18 protein-coding genes are annotated in these 18,987 nt (G+C 65.5%); 11 read left to right on the top strand and 7 right to left on the bottom strand.

Annotation, left to right across the window (positions count from 1 at the left end; translation table 11 throughout):
- Nucleotides 1-266: 266 nt before the first annotated feature.
- A complete protein-coding gene (gene ptsP, locus QRQ56_RS15980) occupies nt 267-2,534 on the top strand; it encodes a phosphoenolpyruvate--protein phosphotransferase (protein ID WP_438741387.1) in 2,268 nt (755 codons plus the stop codon).
- A gap of 57 nt (nt 2,535-2,591) precedes the next feature.
- Entirely contained in the window at nt 2,592-3,677 is a 1,086-nt protein-coding gene (gene prfA / locus QRQ56_RS15975) for a peptide chain release factor 1 (RefSeq protein ID WP_438741386.1), read from the top strand.
- Between the two features lie 12 nt (nt 3,678-3,689).
- Here the strand turns inward: prfA and QRQ56_RS15970 are convergent, their stop codons facing one another.
- Both QRQ56_RS15970 and QRQ56_RS15965 read right to left on the bottom strand, forming a co-directional pair.
- A complete protein-coding gene (locus tag QRQ56_RS15970) occupies nt 3,690-4,169 on the bottom strand; it encodes a MarR family winged helix-turn-helix transcriptional regulator (RefSeq protein WP_438741384.1) in 480 nt (159 codons plus the stop codon).
- A 109-nt stretch (nt 4,170-4,278) separates the two neighbouring features.
- A complete protein-coding gene (locus QRQ56_RS15965) occupies nt 4,279-4,878 on the bottom strand; it encodes a hypothetical protein (RefSeq protein ID WP_438741383.1) in 600 nt (199 codons plus the stop codon).
- 269 nt (nt 4,879-5,147) lie between these two features.
- On the opposite strand from QRQ56_RS15965, the gene QRQ56_RS15960 reads away from it, so the two are divergent.
- The 4 genes from QRQ56_RS15960 to QRQ56_RS15945 all read left to right on the top strand — a co-directional run bounded on the left by QRQ56_RS15960 (nt 5,148) and on the right by QRQ56_RS15945 (nt 10,006).
- Entirely contained in the window at nt 5,148-6,479 is a 1,332-nt protein-coding gene (locus QRQ56_RS15960) for a substrate-binding protein (RefSeq protein ID WP_438741381.1), read from the top strand.
- Between the two features lie 103 nt (nt 6,480-6,582).
- Nucleotides 6,583-7,458: a branched-chain amino acid ABC transporter permease gene (locus QRQ56_RS15955; RefSeq protein WP_438741379.1), complete on the top strand. Its 876-nt coding sequence runs from the start codon at nt 6,583-6,585 to the stop codon at nt 7,456-7,458.
- A gap of 11 nt (nt 7,459-7,469) precedes the next feature.
- Nucleotides 7,470-9,311 carry a branched-chain amino acid ABC transporter ATP-binding protein/permease gene (locus QRQ56_RS15950; protein ID WP_438741377.1) on the top strand — a complete coding sequence of 614 codons (1,842 nt, stop codon included), beginning with the start codon at nt 7,470-7,472 and terminating at the stop codon, nt 9,309-9,311.
- Nucleotides 9,308-10,006 carry an ABC transporter ATP-binding protein gene (locus QRQ56_RS15945; RefSeq protein WP_438741376.1) on the top strand — a complete coding sequence of 233 codons (699 nt, stop codon included), beginning with the start codon at nt 9,308-9,310 and terminating at the stop codon, nt 10,004-10,006. The genes QRQ56_RS15950 and QRQ56_RS15945 overlap by 4 nt, the downstream gene beginning before the upstream one ends.
- Here the strand turns inward: QRQ56_RS15945 and QRQ56_RS15940 are convergent, their stop codons facing one another.
- A complete protein-coding gene (locus QRQ56_RS15940) occupies nt 10,007-10,432 on the bottom strand; it encodes an HIT family protein (RefSeq protein ID WP_438741374.1) in 426 nt (141 codons plus the stop codon).
- A gap of 90 nt (nt 10,433-10,522) precedes the next feature.
- Here QRQ56_RS15940 and prmC point away from each other — a divergent pair, with 90 nt between their 5' ends.
- Nucleotides 10,523-11,419, top strand: a complete 897-nt coding sequence (gene prmC / locus QRQ56_RS15935) for a peptide chain release factor N(5)-glutamine methyltransferase (RefSeq protein ID WP_438741372.1) — start codon at nt 10,523-10,525, stop codon at nt 11,417-11,419.
- A 462-nt stretch (nt 11,420-11,881) separates the two neighbouring features.
- The gene (locus QRQ56_RS15930) at nt 11,882-12,676 is read left to right on the top strand and encodes a DUF4167 domain-containing protein (RefSeq protein ID WP_438741371.1); all 795 of its coding nucleotides are present in this window, start codon (nt 11,882-11,884) and stop codon (nt 12,674-12,676) included.
- Nucleotides 12,677-12,745: 69 nt separating this feature from the next.
- Here QRQ56_RS15930 and QRQ56_RS15925 read toward each other — a convergent pair whose 3' ends face one another.
- Nucleotides 12,746-13,492, bottom strand: coding sequence for a methyltransferase domain-containing protein (locus QRQ56_RS15925; RefSeq protein ID WP_438741369.1), 747 nt, complete (start codon nt 13,490-13,492; stop codon nt 12,746-12,748).
- A 108-nt stretch (nt 13,493-13,600) separates the two neighbouring features.
- Here QRQ56_RS15925 and gloB point away from each other — a divergent pair, with 108 nt between their 5' ends.
- From gloB to QRQ56_RS15910, 3 genes are all read left to right on the top strand, one after another.
- Nucleotides 13,601-14,368: a hydroxyacylglutathione hydrolase gene (gene gloB, locus QRQ56_RS15920; protein WP_438741368.1), complete on the top strand. Its 768-nt coding sequence runs from the start codon at nt 13,601-13,603 to the stop codon at nt 14,366-14,368.
- A 49-nt stretch (nt 14,369-14,417) separates the two neighbouring features.
- Nucleotides 14,418-14,840 (top strand): cupin domain-containing protein, encoded by a 423-nt coding sequence (locus tag QRQ56_RS15915; protein ID WP_438741366.1) that lies wholly within the window; start codon nt 14,418-14,420, stop codon nt 14,838-14,840.
- A gap of 104 nt (nt 14,841-14,944) precedes the next feature.
- The gene (locus tag QRQ56_RS15910; RefSeq protein ID WP_438741364.1) at nt 14,945-15,628 is read left to right on the top strand and encodes a flavin reductase family protein; all 684 of its coding nucleotides are present in this window, start codon (nt 14,945-14,947) and stop codon (nt 15,626-15,628) included.
- On the opposite strand, the gene yddG is transcribed toward QRQ56_RS15910, so the two are convergent.
- The 3 genes from yddG to QRQ56_RS15895 all read right to left on the bottom strand — a co-directional run bounded on the left by yddG (nt 15,629) and on the right by QRQ56_RS15895 (nt 18,807).
- Nucleotides 15,629-16,498, bottom strand: coding sequence for an aromatic amino acid exporter YddG (gene yddG, locus QRQ56_RS15905; RefSeq protein WP_438741362.1), 870 nt, complete (start codon nt 16,496-16,498; stop codon nt 15,629-15,631).
- Nucleotides 16,499-16,639: 141 nt separating this feature from the next.
- Nucleotides 16,640-17,365 carry an acetoacetyl-CoA reductase gene (gene phbB, locus QRQ56_RS15900; RefSeq protein ID WP_438741361.1) on the bottom strand — a complete coding sequence of 242 codons (726 nt, stop codon included), beginning with the start codon at nt 17,363-17,365 and terminating at the stop codon, nt 16,640-16,642.
- Nucleotides 17,366-17,628: 263 nt separating this feature from the next.
- The gene (locus QRQ56_RS15895) at nt 17,629-18,807 is read right to left on the bottom strand and encodes an acetyl-CoA C-acetyltransferase (RefSeq protein ID WP_438741359.1); all 1,179 of its coding nucleotides are present in this window, start codon (nt 18,805-18,807) and stop codon (nt 17,629-17,631) included.
- Between the last annotated feature and the right edge of the window lie 180 nt (nt 18,808-18,987).

Below are 18,987 nucleotides of genomic sequence, written 5' to 3'. Positions count from 1 at the left end.
AGCAAACGCGAAGGTGTACACACCTTCGCGTTTGGCAGGCGTTTTGCTTGGCAAAACAAGCCTCAATTCGCTATACGGCGAACAGGGTGGGCTGCCGCAGACTGTGTCCCAGTTCAGGCGGCGCTGATTCGGTGCAAGCGCTAGATCTCGCGTAGATTTTGGGTTTGTGCCTGCGCCGGACAAACAAATTGGTTGTTTTTCTGGAATTTTGGGCCAGCCGCCGGCCGATACCGCCGGGCCGGGCAGACGGAGGAGATTGACGGGACATGCGGAGCGCGTCGGGAGGTCCCCGCGTCTTGTTGAGACGGCTCCGCGAAACCATGGCGGAGCAGGTCTCGGCCCAGGAGCGGCTGGACAAGATCGTGGTGCTGATCGCCGCCAACATGGTGGCCGAGGTGTGCTCGGTCTATGTGCTGCGCATCGACAACACGCTCGAGCTCTACGCCACCGAAGGCCTCAACCGCGAGGCGGTGCACCATACCGTGCTGACCGCTCATGAAGGCCTGGTCGGCCTCGTCGCCAGCGAGGCGACCCCGCTCAATCTCAACGACGCACAGAGCCATCCGGCCTTCTCGTTCCGTCCCGAGACCGGCGAAGAAATCTACCATTCCTTCCTCGGCGTGCCGGTCCTGCGCGCCGGCAACACGCTCGGCGTGCTGGTGGTGCAGAACCGCGCCAAGCGCAATTATGTCGAGGAAGAGCTCGAGGCGCTGCAGACCACCGCGATGGTGCTGGCCGAGCTGATCGCCTCCGGCGAATTGTCCGCGCTGGCCCAGCCGGGCCAGGAGCCGGCCGCCCGGCACTCCGCGCAGAAGGTCGGCGCCATCCTGTCGGAGGGCATCGCGCTCGGCCATGTCGTGCTGCACGAGCCGCGCGTCGTCATCAAGGATTACATCGCCGAGGACCTGCCGAAGGAAATCAAGCGGCTCGACACTGCGCTCGCCAAGCTGCGCGCCGATCTCGACCGCATGCTGGAGCGCGGCGACGTCGCCGAGGGCGGCGAGCATCGCGAGGTGCTGGAAGCCTACCGCATGTTCGCCAACGACCAGGGCTGGTCGCACAAGCTGCACGAGGCGGTCGCCACCGGCCTCACCGCGGAAGCCGCCGTCGAACGCGTGCAGTCCGACACCCGCGCGCGCATGCTGCGCTCGACCGATCCCTACTTGCGCGACCGCCTGCACGATCTGGAAGATCTCGGCTATCGCCTGATGCGGCAGCTGGTCGGCCAGGACCACGCGCCCTCGCGCGAGCAGCTGCCCGACAACGCCATCGTCATCGCGCGCGCGATGGGGCCGGCGGCGCTGCTCGACTACGACCGCAAGCGCCTGCGCGGCATCATATTGGAGGAAGGCACCGCCAATTCCCATGTCTCGATCGTGGCGCGCGCGCTCGGCATTCCCGCCGTCGGCGAAGTCCCGAACGCGCCGGGCATTGCCGATCCCGGCGACGCCGTCATCGTCGACGGCACATCCGGCACGATCTATGTGCGCCCCTCGCAGGAGGTCGAAGCGGCCTTCGCCGAGCGCGTGCGCTTCCGCGCCCGCCGCCAGGCCCAATATCTGGCGCTGCGCGACCGGCCCTGTGTCACCAGGGACGGCCAGAAGGTCGAGCTGATGATCAACGCAGGGCTCGCCATCGACCTGCCGCATATCGAGGACACCGGCAGCGCCGGCATCGGCCTGTTCCGCACCGAACTGCAATTCATGGTGGGCCAGAGCCTGCCGCGCACCAGCGACCAGCTCGCGCTCTATCGCACCGTGCTGGATGCCGCCGGCACTAAGCCCGTCACCTTCCGCACCCTCGACATCGGCGGCGACAAGGCGCTGCCTTATATGGAGGCGGTGATCGAGGAAAATCCCGCGCTCGGCTGGCGCGCGATCCGGCTCGGGCTGGATCGCCCCGGCCTGCTGCGCGGCCAGATCCGCGCGCTGCTGCGAGCCGGCGGCGGCCGCGCACTGCGCATCATGTTCCCGATGATCTCGGAAGTCGGCGAGTTCGATTCGGCCAAGGCGCTGGTCGAGCGCGAGCTCACCTACCTGCGCCAGCACGGCCACACGCTGCCCGAACGAATCGACATCGGCACGATGGTCGAGGTGCCCGCGCTGCTCTACCAGCTCGACGAGCTCCTGCGGAAGGTCGATTTCATCTCGGTCGGCTCCAACGATTTGTTCCAGTTCCTGTTCGCGGTCGACCGCGGCAACGCAAAAGTCTCCGAACGCTTCGACACCATGTCGGCGCCGATCCTGCGCGCGCTGCGCGATATCTCGCGCAAGTGCCAGGCGGCGAAGAAATCGCTCTCGCTCTGCGGCGAGATGGCGTCCAAGCCGATCGGCGCGCTGGCGCTGATCGCGCTGGGCTACCGCTCGCTGTCGCTGTCGGCGACCGCGCTCGGCCCGGTCAAGGCGATGGTGATCGATCTCGACGCCAAGAAAGCCGAGGCGATGCTCGGCCCGATCCTCGACGCACCCGCAGGCAGCGTCTCGATCCGGCAGAAGCTGACGGAATTTGCCGAGGCCGAAGGCCTGGCGTTGTAGCGGGCCGGCCCTCCCTTCGCCGCCGCCTCGCCCTTTTCCGCATTTGAGACTGAACCGATGTCGTCACTCCCCGAAGCCAAACTGGACGTGCTGCTGGCACATCACGCCTCTCTCGAGGCCGAATCGCTGGGCCAGCTCGCCTCCGAGCGTTACGTGCAGATCACGCGCGAGCTCGCCGAGCTCACGCCGCTGATCGAAGCGGTGAAGGCCTATCGTTCTGCGGTCAAGGAGCTCGCCGACACCGAGGCGCTGATCGCCGATCCCGCAACCGATGCCGAGATGCGCGGCATGGCGGAAGCCGAGCGGGACGAGCTGGCGCCGAAGATCGAGGAGCTGGTCCAGAAAATCCGCGTCGCGCTGCTGCCCAAGGACGCGATGGACGACCGCAACGTGGTGCTGGAAATCCGCGCCGGCACCGGCGGCGACGAGGCCTCGCTGTTCGCCGGCGACCTGTTCCGGATGTACGAGCGCTTCGCCGCCTTACAGGGCTGGAAGGTCGAGGTAATCTCCGCGAGCGAAGGCACCGTCGGCGGCTTCAAGGAAATCATCGCGGAGGTGCAGGGCCGCGGCGCGTTCTCCAAGCTGAAATTCGAATCCGGCGTGCACCGCGTGCAGCGCGTGCCCGACACCGAGACGCAGGGGCGCATTCACACCTCCGCCGCCACCGTCGCCGTGATGCCGGAGGTCGAGGAGGTCGACGTCGAGATCAAGAACGACGATCTGCGCATCGAGACCATGCGCGCGCAAGGCGCCGGCGGTCAGCACGTCAACAAGACCGAATCGGCGATCCGCATCACCCATATCCCGACCGGGATCGTTGTGATGATGCAGGACTCGCGCTCGCAGCACAAGAATCGCGCCTCGGCGATGAACATCCTGCGCTCGCGCATCTACGACGCCGAGCGCCAGCGCGTCGATGCCGCGCGCTCGGCCGAGCGCAAGGAGAAGGTCGGCTCCGGCGACCGCTCCGAGCGCATCCGCACCTACAATTTTCCGCAAGGCCGCGTCACCGACCACCGCATCAACCTGACGCTCTACAAACTGCCGCAGGTGATCGCGGGCGAAGCGCTCGGCGAGCTGACCGACGCGCTGACCACCGAGCACCAAGCCGCCCAGCTCGCCGCGCAAGGCGCGGCGGCCTGACGGGCGCAGCGCTCAGACCTCGCTGGCCTCTCCGAACGATTTCAGCAGGCGGCTCAGTGCGGGGCTCGCCGCGCGGCGGAGCTCCTCGAGATTCTTCCGAGAGAGCGCCTGAAGCTTCTGCTCGCCCTTCTTCGTCAGCTTGAGATGGACGCGCCTGGCGTCATCGGGATCGGGGACGCGGCTGACCAGCCCGAGCTTGGCCAATCGGTCGATCAGCTCGACAGCAGAGTGATGCCGGACCAGCAGGAACCGCGCCACGTCACCAACGGTCGCGGGTCCGGGACGGACGAAACCCTTGATCCCGAGCAGCGCCTGGTGCTGCGTCGGGGTCAGTCCCTGTTCGACCGCCGCCGCCTCGCTGAATGCCAAAAAGCTCCGGATCTGATAGCGGAACTGTGCCAGTGCCGCATAATCGGAAGCACGCATGGCACCGGCCGAGCGTCTGCCCGACGTCTCGACCTTGGACCGCTGCGCCTTCTTCGCCTGAACCATTGCAACCTCGACCATGTCGCCCGGCGGCGCAGGCGGCATAGTCTAAAGTAGCAAGAGGCCACGGCCGGACCAACCGGCCGGTGTCACGGATGCACAGCTATCCGGTCGCCTATTCGAAGCTGGAGAGCAGGATCTTCGCCAGGATGACCTGAAACGCGATCGGGATGCGGACGCTCTTCCGCCGGATCGATCGTTGAAGCGCGCCGGCCATCTCGGCGGTGGTGAGGCTGCCTGCGGACGCGCTGGCGATCAGTTCCGCCCACATCTGCGACAGCGATCCACCCGGCGGGATCACCGGCTTGATGGTGACGCCGCACCCCTGCGCCCAGTCGGCGATCTCCCGCATGGTGTGGGGGCCGCAATTGCGCGCGGTCGCGAGACGCTCGGCCGTCAGCGCGCGCAGCAGCTCTCGCGAGGGCGCCCAATTCCCCTTCGGCGGCTGCTCGCCGGTGAGTTCGACCGCAAGCTCCTTGAGGACGTTCTGGGCACGCACGCTCAGCCTGCGCATCGGTACCGGAGCGCGTTTCTCCTGAACCGAGCCGACGGCCGGTCCACGTCCGCCCGCAGGCCGGTTGCGCGGGTCGGGCGCACGCGAGGCATCGCTGGATTGCGGTGACGCGCGCTGGTCGCCCGCCTCGCCGGCAGGCCACGCGGCCTCTTTCCGCTCGGCCTGCTGCGGCCAGGGCCGTCGCTTCCGGGCACCTGCCACTGTCGTCTGCCGCACCATTTCTCCCGCCGACCCCTCCAGCCTCGTACTCACAAAGGATAATATATATCGTGATCCGATATGTTTTCACGCGATAATTTTCGTCGTTCGACCAAAGGCGAAATTGACAGAAGGCCTTCACAAGCAATGTTTAGGTCCAAGAGCTACACGCGGATGTGACGTGCTCGGCGCTGGCAGACCTTCGGAGGTCGGTTGCCGCCGGACGAGTCGTGTTTTGCCTGCAAACAAGAACGATATCGGAGGAAACGATCATGACTGACGATCTCATCCGCCGCGGCCTCTCGCGCCGCGGCTTGCTCCAGACCACGGCAGGCCTCATCGGCGGCTCCGTGCTGCCGGCGATGCCGGCCTTTGCCGAGGACAAGCCCATCGGCTCCTATCCCGCCGGCGTGTCCGGTTCCACGGCCTTCATCGGAATCTCGGTGCCGCGCACCGGCACCTATGCCGTGCAGGGCGAAGACGAGCTCAAGGGATATCAACTCGCGATCGAGCACATCAACAGCGGCCACGAGCTGATCAAGAAGATCTCGCCGAAGACCAGCAAGGGCGTGCTCGGCAAGGAACTCAAGTTCGGCGTCGCGGATTCCGCGGCCAAGCCGAATGAGGCAGTGCAGGCGCAACAGCGCTTCATCAGCGAGAACAAGGCGATCATGATCACCGGCGGCACGTCGAGCGCGGTCGCGGTCGCGCTCAACAAGCTGGCCCAGCGCGAGCACGTGCTGTTCGTCTGCGGCATCTCGGGCTCGAACGACACGACCGGCAAGGACTGCGTCCGCTACGGCTTCCGCCAGAACTTCTTCGGCCAGACCGCCGCAGCGGCGATCGGCCCCGTGATGGTCAGGGAATTCGGCAAGGGCAAGAAGGCCGCTTATCTCACGCCGGATTACACCTACGGTCACACCGTCACCAAGTCGATGCAGGACTTCCTCGCGACCGCCGGCTGGACCACCGTGACCAACCAAGTCGCCCCGCTCGGCGCGCCCGACTATTCCTCATATCTGCTGAACGTCGCCAACTCCGGCGCCGACGTGCTGATCAACGTCAACTGGGGCCACGACGCCGTGCTGTCGACGCAGCAGGCCAAGCAGTTCGGCGTGCTCGACAAGATGAAGCTGGTGGTCCCCTATCAGGTGCCGTTCATCGCGCGCGAGACCGGCGGGCTGATGCAGGGCGTCTACGCCGCCACCGACTATTGGTGGACGATCGAGGACAAGTTTCCGCTGGCCAAGATGTTCAACGAGGCTTTCGAGAAGAAGTACGGCTACAAGCCGGAATGGGGCGCGGAGAACGCCTATGTCAGCTTCGCGCACTGGGCCCACATGTGCGAGCAGGCCGGCAGCTTCAACCCGCCCGACGTGATCAAGGCCTATGAGAAGGGCGAGACGATCCCCTCGCTCGTCGGCGACGTGCACTACCGCCCCGAAGACCATCAATGCGTCCGCCCCGTGATCATCGTCAAGGGCAAGCAGCAGAAGGACATGAAGGGCAAGGAGGACTGGTACGACGTGGTCGAGATCGTACCGGGCGAAAGCCTGATGCAGAAGCCGGACGCGTTCGGCTGCCATCCAGGCGACTACAGCTGAGTCTCCCGCTCAATCCCCGTGACGCCGCAGGCCGCTTCCGGCTCCTGCGGCGTCACGTCCTTTTTGGCGCGCCGCATGAGCACGCCGCAACCGTGATCATTGCATGATTAGTTGGCCCAATCTCGTTTCGCAGCTTTTCAACGGGCTCGCGCTCGGCGCGCTGCTCGCGCTGATCAGCTCCGGCCTGACCATCATCTACGGCACGCTCGGCGTGCTCAACCTCGCCCACGGCGCGATGTTCATGATCGGCGGCTATGCCGGCTTCGTGACCTACCAATACACGGAATCGTTCATCCTTGCCGTGATCGCCGGCTCCCTGTTCGTGATGCTGCTCGGCGTCGCGATGGAACGTCTCATCATCCGCCATTTCTATCATCGCCCGCACGAGGATCAGCTGCTCGTGACGTTCGGGCTCGGCATCTGCTTCGTCGAGATCATCCGGCTGATCTTCTCCAGCCAGTCGCAGCTGGTCCCGCCGCCGGCGATATTCCAGGGCATCACCAATCTCGGCTTCATGTTCTATCCGACCTACCGCCTCGCCGTAGTCGGCATCGTCGCGATCGCGCTCGGCGCGCTGTTCATCATCCTGTACCGGACCCGGCTCGGCATGATCGTGCGGGCCGGCATCGAGGATTCGGTGATGGTGGATTCGCTCGGCATCGACGTCTATCGCGTCTTCATGGTGGTGTTCGGCATCGGCGCGGCGGCCGCCGGCTTTGCCGGCATCGTCAACGCGCCGGTGGTCTCGCTGACACCGGGCATCGGTGACGACATCCTGGTCCAGACCTTCGTGGTGGTGGTGATCGGCGGCGTCGGCTCCTTCCCCGGCGCGATCCTCGGCGGCCTGATCGCCGGCGAGATCATTAGCGTCACCTCCATGTTCAACCCCGGCTACGCCTATGTGATGCTGTTTGCGGCAATGACGCTCGTACTCGTGGTGCGACCGCATGGCCTGCTCGGCGTGCAGGGCCGCGAATAAGTGATCCGCTGATGCTCAAGCAACGCCCGTTTCTGATCGAGACCCTGACGGCCATCGGGTTGATCGCAGCCCCCTTCGTCCTGCCTCATCTCGGATTCGCACCGAACACCGTCAACCGTATCCTGGTCTGGGGCCTGTTCGGCCTCGGCTTCGACATCCTGTTCGGCTTCACCGGGCTGTTGTCGTTCGGCCAGTCCGCGTTCTATGGCACCGGCGGCTTCGTCGCGGCGTACCTGCTGACCCGCGCCGGCTTCGGCAACGTGCTCGGCGCGCTGATCATCGGCATGATCGCGGCCGCCGCGACCGGCTACCTGATCGGACTGATAGCGCTGCGTCGTACCGGCATCTATTTCGCCATGATCACCGTGGCCATCGCGGAAGTGTTCTTCTTCGTCGAGTTCAATCCGCTCTCGGATTTCACCGGCGGCGAGAACGGCCTGCCGGGCGTGCCGACGCCGAGCTTCAATCTCGGCTTCACGACCCTCCATTTCACCAATGGCTGGTCGCTCTATCAGTTCATCGCCCTGTGCTATTTCGTGGGCGTCATCATCGCGCTCCGGATCGTGCGCTCGCCGGTCGGCGCCATCTTCAACGCGATCCGTGACAATCCCCTGCGCGCCACCGCCGTCGGCCACAACATCCACGGCTACAAGCTGACCGCCTTCGTGATCGCCGCCGCCTATGCCGGCTTCGCCGGCGGCCTGCTCGGGGTGCTCCAGGCCTTCATGCCGCCGGATGCGTTCACCTTCGACACGTCCGGCCAGCTCGTGATGCAGACCGCGATCGGCGGCCGGGGCACGCTGTTCGGACCGCTGGTCGGCGCAACCGTCTGGCTGTTCCTGCAGGATTTCCTCCAATCCGCGCTGGGCCTTGGGGCGGCGTGGAAGCTGGTGCTCGGTGTCGTGTTCGTCGTGCTGGTCTGCTTCCTGCGCGGCGGCATCATCGGGGGGATTGCGGATCTCTATCGCCTTGCCTCCGGCAAGCGTAAGCGGACCGAGACCGAGCAAGAAGCTGCGGACGCCGAGGCGACACAGCAATCCGCACCGGCGCCGATGCTGGCCAAGGAGGTCGAGCATCCCGCTTATTCCGGTCCGATCCTGAAGGCCACCGGGCTCACCAAGCGTTATGGCGGCCTCGTCGCCAACAGCGACATCGATTTCAGCGTCAATCAAGGCGAGCTGCGCGGCATCATCGGGCCCAACGGCGCCGGCAAATCGACCTTCTTCAAGATGCTGACCTGCGAGATTGCGCCGACCTCGGGCCAGATCGGGTTCGAGGGGCGCGACATCACGGGATTGAAGGTCACCGAGGTTTGCCAGCTCGGCCTCACCAAGAGCTATCAGGTCAACCAGCTCTTCACCGGCCTCACGGTTCGCGAGAACCTGACGATCGCCGCGCTCGCCGAGCTGCGCGGGAAATTCCGGCTCGACCTGTTCCGCAAGCTCTCGGACGTCAAGGGCCTGACCGAGCAGGTCGAGCATACGCTCGCACTGGTCAATCTGGCCCGCCGCGCCGACACGCCCGTGTCCGAGCTCGCCTATGGCGAGAAGCGCAGGCTGGAGATCGGGCTCGCGCTCGCGACCTCACCGCGCCTGCTGCTGCTCGACGAGCCGCTCGCCGGCATGAGCCCGCGCGAGCGGATCGAGACCGTCAAGTTGCTCAAGTCGATCGCGCGCGGCCGCACCATGATCATCATCGACCACGACATGGACTCCCTGTTCGAGCTGGTCGAGCGCGTCACCGTGCTGCAGGAGGGCCGCGTGCTGGTCTCCGGAACGCCCGAGGAGATCAAGACCAACGCAGCGGTGCAGGAGGCCTATCTCGGCGGCGTGCATGGGGAGATCGCCGCATGAGCCTGATCGAGGTCAACGGCCTGAACAGCTATTACGGGGATTCCCACATCCTGTTCGACGTCGCCATGCACGTCGAGCGTCACGAGGTGGTCGCGCTGCTCGGCCGCAACGGCGCCGGCAAGAGCACCACGCTGAAGAGCCTGATGGGCGTGGTGACGCCGCGTAGCGGCAGCGTGAAGTTCGACGGCATCGACATCGCCGGACGCAGGAGCCACAAAATCGCGCAGGCAGGCATGCAGCTCGTGCACGAGGAGCGCCGGATCTTCGGCAGCCTGTCGGTGGAAGAGAACATCCTGCTCGCCGGGATCACGGCACCCAAGCGCTGGCCGCTCGACCGCATCTACGAGATGTTTCCGCGGCTCAAGGAGCGTCGCAGCAACCGCGGCACCGAGCTCTCCGGCGGCGAGCAGCAGATGCTCGCGATCGCGCGGGCGCTGGTGCGCGATCCCAAGATCGTGCTGCTCGACGAGCCGTTCGAGGGCCTTGCGCCCGTGATCGTCCACGATCTCGTCAAGGCCTGCCGCGAGCTGGCGGCCGCCGGCCAGACCATCGTGCTGGTCGAGCAGAATCTGGCGGCGACGCTGGCGCTGGCGAGCCGGATCTACATCATCAACAACGGCCACATCGTGCACGAGGGGCCGGCGCAGGAGCTGAAGGCCCGGCCGGAATTGCTGCAGCGCTATCTCGGCGTTTGATCAGCCGGCAAGCGCGGCTACCATCCGTCTGGCGTGATCGGCAAGCACGGCCATGTCTTCCTTGCGCGTCTGCGCCGGCAGGAGCTCGACGCCTGATCTGACCGGCATGACGTGCATGTGCAGGTGAAAGACCACCTGCCCGCTGGCCGGCTCGCTGAATTGCTGCAGGATGATGCCCTCGGCATCGAACACGTTCATCGCCGCAATCGCAATCCGCTTGGCCGTTCTCGCGACCGCGGCGAGATCGTCATCGGTGATGTCGAGGATGCCGCGCGCCGGCGCGCGGGGAATGACCAGGGTGTGCCCGGGCGAGCGCGGCATGATGTCGAGGAAGGCGAAGCTGCGGTCGTCCCTGAAGACCTCGAAGCAGGGGATCTCGCCGCGCAGGATCTTTGCGAAGACGTTCTGATCGTCATAGGTCGTCATGGGTCGCCTCCACGCTTGCGAGCCGCGATCAAACGCGCTCGTTTCCGTTGACGCAAGCAAGCCCGCCGATCTATCCACGATGCCGGCAGGATGGTTCCATTGACGACAGGCTTCGATCCCGGACACAGCATAGAGAGCGCGCGGCGCGCCCTCACCGCGCGGCTGAAATCAGCAGGCATCGAGGAGCCCGGCCTCGATTCGCGCCTGCTCGTCGGCGCTGCCCTGCAGCTCGATCTGACCGGCCTGGTGGCGCAGGCGACGCGACACCTCACGCCCGAAGAGACCGCGCGCCTGGAGCAATATGCGCAGCGCCGGATCGCGGGCGAACCGGTGGCGCGCATTCTCGGCACGCGGGAGTTTTGGGGAATGCCGTTCCGCCTGTCCGAGGCGACTTTGGTGCCGCGGCCGGATACCGAGACCGTCGTCGAGCTGGCGCTCGAAATTTTTCGCGGGCTCACGGTCTCGGGACGACCGCCGCGCATCGCCGACATCGGCACCGGCTCGGGCGCAATCCTGCTCGCGCTGCTGCACGAGATTCCCGATGCCTTCGGCGTCGGCACCGATCTCAGCCTGTCCGCCCTCGACACGGCGCGGGACAATGCGACAGCTCTCGGCTTCGCCGGCCGCGCCGCTTTCGTCGCCTGCTCCTATGCATCGGCGCTGCGCGGCCCGTTCGACCTCATCGTGTCGAACCCGCCCTATATTCCTGCGGCCGAAATTCCGACATTGAGCATCGAGGTGCGCGAGCACGATCCGCATCTGGCGCTCGACGGCGGCAACGACGGATATGACGCCTACCGCGCCCTGATCCCGCAAGCGAGCGAGCGTCTCGCAAGCGGCGGCGCGCTCATCGTCGAGGCCGGCCAGGGCCAGGCGAGAAATATCGAAACCTTGATGGCAGCCGCCGGGTTGACGCTGGACAGGGCACCCAAGGCCGACCTGGCTGGCATCCCGCGGGCGGTTTCGGCCCGAAAAATGCCCCCATAAAAGCCGGATTGGCTTGCAAAAAGCTCTTGGAATATCCCTTGGGAACGACTACGTTCCGTTCAACAGATCGGTGCCGGCCCCGTAGACCTACGGGCGAAAGCCGGGCTCTCGGGCGAGAGCTTTACTGATTAAAGGTTCCAAGCCGCAGGTCCTGTGAAGCGCGATGGCCATTGGAGCTGCGCTGCTCTCCGACCGCAAAGTGAACGAAAGCCTGATATTGCGCTTGAAGACTTACGCAACAACGCTGGGCTTGTTTCGGCAGGCAAAATGAATGGGTTCGCTGGCGATCAGTGCTGGCGGGTGGGGAACGCGTCTTTGTTGAGCGCGACGGTCGACGAACATCGGCAGGGATCGATCCCGCTCTTGCGCGCGGCGCGCGCGAGCGATGTGAACCGCTGTCACCAGGTCACTCCTAGCAATCAGTACGCGTGCAACCTTTAGGGCTGGAATTAAAGGCAGGACATGAGAAACGGTCAGAACAAGCAGCGGATGCGCAACCGCAACAACAACAATAACAACAATAACAACAACCGGCGCAGCCAGAACCCGATGACCCGGGTCTACGAGTCCAACGGACCCGACATCAAGATCCGCGGCACCGCCTCGCACATCGCTGAGAAATATCTGCAGCTCGCGCGCGACGCGCGCTCCTCCGGCGACCCCGTTGCAGCCGAGAACTACTACCAGCATGCGGAGCATTATTTCCGCCTGATCGCGACTGCTCAGGAGCAGTTCCGCCAGAACCAGCAGCCGCGCGGTGACGAGCCCGTCACCAGCCATAGCGACGACGGCGAGGACGACGGCGAGAATTTCTCGAACTTCGGGCAGGAGCCCGGCTTCGTCCCGCAGCCGCAACAGCAGCAGCCCTTCGCGCGCGACCGCGACGGCCAGCGCGAGCATCATCAGCGTGATCACCAGCAGCGCGACAGCCAGCAGCCCTATCAGCGTGACCAGCAGCAGCCGCGCGAGCAGCGCGAGCGCGACCATCGTCCGCAGCCGCAATATCAGCCGCAACCGCCGAACCAGCCGCAGCCCGTCATCGCCGAGGCCGGCAGCGTCGACCGCCTGCCCTCCTTCATCACTGGCGCGCAGCCGCAGGTGAATGGCGGCGCCAATGGCGCTCAGCCCGGCTTCGAGGGCGGCGCTGGCGGCAGCGAACGCTTTCCGCGCCGGCGTCGCCGGCCGCACGGCCCGCGCCCCGAGCGCGAGGCTGCTCCGGCAGCCGCCTCGAGCGACGATCTCGCGCCCGGCGAGTAAGCTCGTTCCGATATCGTGAACTGCAATCGTCCCGGCCTCGCGCCGGGACGTTTTGTTTTCAGCTTGCTTTCAGCCGCGCGTCACCGTCGTCGAGGACGGCACCAGCACCGGCTTCGCCAGCGAAGGAATGAGCCGCGCTCGTTCGCGCTTGGCGGGGATCGCACGATAGACCTGCTTGGTGGCCTCGACGATGTGCACGCCTGCAAAGGGCAGCGACAGCGCCGCGCCGGCGCGCTCCCACATCTGCGCCGATTTCAGCACCCAGCCGCCGGCATAGGGCGGCATGAACAACGCCTCGCCCCAGGCAGTCGGCGTGAACCAGGTCTGCCGCAGCAGATCGGTGATCTGCGAGCGCGAATAGGGCCGGCCGTGGCCGAACGGCGTGCTGTCGGTGCGGGTCCACACCCCGCGCCGGTTCGGGATCACCGCGATCACGCGGCCCGAGGGCGACAGCACCCGCCACACCTCACGCAGCAGCGCGGCCGGATCGTCCGACATCTCCAGCGCGTGGATCAGCAGGATGCGGTCGACAGCAGCGTCCGGAAGCGGCAGCGAGAATTCGTCGACCAGCGAGGCCAGCGCCGGCCGCCCGGTCGGCCATTTCAGCACGCCCTGGGCCGCCGGCATGAAGGCAAGGCAGCGCTCGGCATCTTCGCGGAACAACCCCAGATAGGGCGTGGGATAGCCGAGGCCGAGCACGCGCTGGCCCTCCGCGCGCGGCCAGCGCTCCCGGATACCGCGGTTGATCATTTGTCGCGCCACGATCCCGAGGCGGCGGGAATAGAACTCGCGGAGGTCGACGACGTCGATTGTCATGACCGCAATGTAACATGCGCCGGGCTCCGCCTGCGCGCGGAATATTGCATTGCCTGCGCAACGTTAACGCCATATTTGTCGGGCGGGGTTGAGCGCGATGGAGATGACATGGCCGCCGAAATTCGTACTTTCAGCTGTTTAAACGACAATTTCGGTTATCTGATCCACGATCCCGAAACCGGGGCGACGGCGTCGATCGACGCGCCGGAGGCCGGCCCGATCCTGAAGGCGCTCGACCGCGAGGGCTGGCAGCTTACCGACATCCTGGTCACCCATCATCATGGCGATCATGTCGGCGGGGTCGCCGAACTCAAGCAGAAATACAATTGCCGCGTCGTCGCGCCGCACGACAAGGGGACGAAGATCGCGGACGTCGATCTGCGCGTCGCCAATGCCGACGTGGTCAAGATCGGCAATCTGCTGGCGCGAATCATCGAAACCCCCGGCCACACGCTCGACCACATCTCCTACGTGTTCGACACCGAGAAGGCGGTCTTCGCCGCCGACACGCTGTTCTCGATCGGCTGCGGACGTGTGTTCGAGGGCACCTATCCGATGATGTGGGATTCGCTTCTGAAGCTGCGCGCCCTGCCCGACGACTTCAAGCTCTATTGCGGCCACGAATACACGGCCTCAAACGTCAAATTCGCGCTCACCGTCGAGCCGGACAATGCGGCGCTCCAGGCGCGCGCGGCGGAGGTGACGAAGCTTCGTGCCGAGAACAAGCCGACCATTCCCACGCTGCTCGGCGAGGAGAAGCGCGCCAACGTGTTCCTGCGCGCCGACGAGCCATCGGTCGCCGCCAAGTTGCACATGAAGGGCGCCGATCCCGCCGCGGTGTTCGGCGAGCTGCGCGAGCGCAAGAATAAATCCTGAAGCACGTCCTGAAAACAAAACCCTGCAGAAGAAAGTCCTGACGGGATCGATGCCGACCGCAGCCGAGATCATCGCGCGCCTTGAACTGCGGCCGCACCCCGAGGGCGGCCATTACCGCGAGACGTTTCGCGACCAGGCCACCGACGCCAACGGGCGATCGCGTTCGACCCTGATCTACTTCCTGCTCGCCCGCGGCGAACGCTCGCACTGGCATCGCGTCGATGCTGTCGAGACGTGGCACTACTACGCCGGCAGCCCCTTGATGCTGCGCATCGCCCATGACGGCTGCTCCCAGCACGAGGTGCGGCTCGGCATCGATCTCGCCGGCGGCGAGCGGCCGCAGGCCATCGTGCCGGCGAATGCCTGGCAGATGGCGGAGACATCAGGCGAATGGACCCTGGTCGGCTGCACCGTCGCGCCAGCGTTCGAATTCGCGAGGTTCGAGCTGGCGCCGAAGGGCTGGGAGCCGTAGGCCGCGAGTCCTGGGCCCCGAGTCCTGGGCCCCAAGTCCGGAATCGGGTGGGTTCGATCCATCGTGCATCGTAGGACGGCGCTCGCAACGAACAGGAGCGCGGCATGCACGGTACATTCGATTCCCCTGCGATTCAGATCGACCCGGCAATTCTCTATTTCGGGACGCCCGTCGTCCTGATCGGATCGAGCAACGACGACGGCTCGCACAATCTCGCACCGATGTCCTCGGCGTGGTGGGTGGGATGGCGCTGCATGCTCGGGCTCGCCCACAATTCCAAGACGACCGAGAACGTGATCCGCAGTGGCGAATGCGTACTCAATCTGCCGTCGGCGGATCTCGTCGCCGCGGTCGATCGCCTCGCCCGCACCACGGGCTCGAATCCCGTTCCGCCGGGAAAGCTCTATCGCGGCTATCGGCACGAGAAGGACAAGTTCGGTCTCAGCGGCCTGACCGCGCTGCCGGGCGAAACGGTCCGTGCGCCCCGTGCGGTGGAATGTCCGGTGCAGATGGAGGCAAAGCTCGCGCATGTGCACGAGATGGCGCAAGACGATGCGGTCTGGCGCGGCAACCTCGTAGCCATCGAGGTCCGCATCACGCGTGTGCACGCCCATCCTGACATCATGATGGAGGGCGTCCCCAACCGCATCGATCCCGACAAATGGCGGCCGCTGATCCTCAGCTTCCAGGAGTTCTACGGCCTGACACCCCAGCGCCTGCAACGCTCCGAGCTCGGACAGATTCCCGAGGCGATGTATCGACCGCCGGGCTGGCAGCCGGCGCTTTGATTACCGCTTCCTCAACACCATGTCCTTGGCCGCGATCAGGCCGCCGCCGGCGATCAGGATCGCGGCAAGGGCGATGTTGGCGCTGGCCTTGGCGAAACCGGCGGCGATGAGGAAGCCGGTCGAGAGCAGCGGCGTCGCGTAGGAGGCGGCGCCGAGCACGCGGATATCACCGCGCTTCATGCCGATGTCCCAGGCGTAGAACGCAGCGCCGACGGGGCCGATGCCGAGCGCAATCACCGCGAGCCATTGCAAGCCCGTCTCCGGCCACACCGTGGTTTCGACCAGGCCATGCATCAGCGCGGCCAGCGCCGAAGTGGCCAGACAGAAGCCCGCGACGGCGTCGGTCGGCACTGCCTTCAGGCGGCGTGACAGCACCGAATAGGCCGCCCAGACGAACGCAGCGATGAAGGCCGCGATCAATCCCGGCACGGCCCCCGGCGCGAAGCCGCTGGTGTTGCCGGCGAACAGCAGCACGGTGCCGACGAGCCCGAGCACCGCGCCGATGATGTGATGCAGGGCGAGCCGCTCGCCCGGAAGGAACGACGAGAACAGCACGATCAGCAGCGGCCACATGTAGTTCAGAAGACCGGCTTCAGCCGGCGGGGCGAAGCGGAGCGCGAGGAAATACAGCGCGTGATAGCCGAACAGGCCGCCGACGCCGACCACCCAGACGACGAGCGGCTGGCGCAGGCTCTTCGCGGCATCGCCGCGGCCGATCCAGGTCAGCAGGCCGACGAGGCCGCCGATCGCAAACGTCATCGCCGCGAGTTGGAACGCCGGAATCGTTCCGGTCGCCACCGTCATCACCGAGAGCAGCGACCACATCAGGATCGCGGTCAAACCGATCAGCGTGGCGCTACGGGGAGTCATTGGCCAATTTCCGTCATGACCGGGCTTGTCCCGGCCATCCACGCTCTTCCGTGGGAGACGGTTGTTTTAAAGCCGTGGATGCCCGGGACAAGCCCGGGCACGACGAGGCATCGGCTTATGATCGCACCTGATGCCTGCGCATCACACCATGTACTGGCCGCCGTTGACCGTCAGCGTCGAGCCGGTGATGAAACCGGATTCGTCGGCCGCCAGGAACACGACCGCGCGCGCGATCTCCTCGGGCTCGCCGAGCCGGTTGGCCGGGATCTGCGGGATCACGTTCTTCTCCAGCACGTCCTTCGGCACCGCCTGCACCATTTCGGTGTTGATGTAGCCGGGGCAGATCGCGTTCACGGTGATGCCGCCCTTGGCATTCTCCAGCGCGAGCGCCTTGGTGAAGCCGATGTCGCCGGCCTTCGCCGCGGAATAGTTGACCTGGCCGAACTGCCCCTTCTGGCCGTTGATCGAGGAGATCGAGATGATGCGTCCGAACTTGCGCGCGCGCATGCCCTCGATCACCTGGCGCGTCATGTTGAACAGCGAACCGAGATTGGTGTTGATGACGGCGTTCCATTGCTCGAGCGTCATCTTGTGGAAGGCGGTGTCGCGGGTGATGCCGGCATTGTTGACGAGCACCTCGATCGGCCCGAGATCGGCCTCGACCTTCTTCACGCCTTCGGCGCAGGCCTCGAAGCTGCTGACGTCCCATTTGTAGACGGCAATGCCGGTCTCGCCCTTGAACTTCTCCGCGGCCGCGTCGTTGCCGGCATAGCTCGCCGCAACCTTGTAGCCGGCCGCCTTCAGCGCCTTGCTGATCGCAGCACCGATGCCCCGCGTACCACCCGTCACCAATGCAACACGTGCCATATCGTATTCCTTCCCTTGGACTCTTCCTTGGACTCGTCGGACGTTTCTGGAGTGATTGTTTTTAACGTTGGATTATGCGGTTGGTTTGACGGACATCAAGAACAAAACGCCCGGCGTTGAGCCGGGCGTTTGTATTTAGTCGAGGCTTGCGCGGTTGCGAAGAATATTTGATTTGCAACCGCTGCCTTTTTAATCGCGTGCAACGCACTCATCGACGTGTGCAGCGCACGCGCAACTGAACGTCAGCTACGCGTCAGTTACCTTCAGTCGCGCGCCAGACACATCGCGATACCCATGCCGCCGCCGATGCACAGCGTGGCAAGGCCCTTCTTCGAATCGCGCTTCTGCATCTCGTGCAGCAGGGTCACCAGCACGCGCGCGCCGGACGCGCCGACGGGATGACCGATCGCGATCGCGCCGCCGTTGACGTTGACCTTGGCGGTATCCCAGCCGAGGTCCTTGTTGACGGCGCAAGCCTGCGCCGCGAAGGCTTCGTTGGCCTCGATCAGGTCGAGATCGCCGACGTTCCAGCCGGCCTTCTTCAGCGCGGCGCGCGAGGCCGGGATCGGGCCCGAGCCCATGATCTTCGGATCGACGCCGGCCTGCGCCCAGGACACGATCCGCGCGAGCGGCTTCTTGCCTTCCTTGGCCGCCTGCTTGGCGGTCATCAGCACCACGGCGGCAGCGCCGTCATTGATGCCGGATGCCGAACCCGCGGTGACCGTGCCATCCTTCTCGAAGGCGGGCTTGAGCTTGGCCATCCCGTCGAGCGTTGCACCGTGACGCGGATATTCGTCGGCGCCGACGACGATGTCGCCCTTGCGGGTCTTGATGGTGACGGGGACGATCTCGTCGTTGAACTTGCCGGCCTTCTGCGCCGCTTCTGCCTTCTGCTGCGAGGCGACCGCGAACTCGTCCTGCTGGGCGCGGGTGATCTGCCACTGCCGTGCGACGTTCTCGGCGGTGTTGCCCATGTGGTAGCCGTTGAAGGCATCCCACAGGCCGTCCTTGATCATGGTGTCGACGAACTCGACCGCGCCCATCTTGACGCCGCCACGCAGATATTGGGCGTGCGGGGCCATGCTCATGGATTCCTGGCCGCCGGCGACCACGATTTCGGAATCGCCGTTGAGCAGCGCCTGATAGCCGAGCGCGACCGTGCGCAGGCCGGAGCCGCAAAGCTGGTTCACGCCCCAGGCCGGGCTCTCCACCGGGATGCCGGCGGCGATCGAGGCCTGACGGGCCGGGTTCTGGCCCTGGGCGGCGGTCAGGATCTGACCCATGATGACTTCCGAGACCCGGCCGGGCTCGATGCCACCGCGCTCCAGCGCGGCCTTGATGGCGATGGCGCCGAGATCGTGGGCGGGAAGGGTCGCGAACGCTCCGTTGAAGCTTCCGACCGGGGTGCGGGCGGCGCTGACGATGACGACATCGTCTGACATGGGCATCTCCTGAGGCTTGGGTTTCTTGAAAGGGGGCAGGCGGGGCTTTGAGAAAACGGCTCGCCAGTCTCGTCAGCCATCCTGTTAACGTCGTTGAGGCATGTCAATCGGCCGGCGACCGAATTCATGCCGCAGCGCATTCAAAATAGCGTTCTTGGCGCTTTCGCAAGCAAGATTTTG

Source organism: Bradyrhizobium sp. U531 (genome assembly GCF_051710265.1).
GTDB lineage: Bacteria > Pseudomonadota > Alphaproteobacteria > Rhizobiales > Xanthobacteraceae > Bradyrhizobium.
The sequence above is the reverse complement of the archived record's forward strand: the minus strand, read 5'-3'. Positions and strand labels throughout refer to the sequence as shown.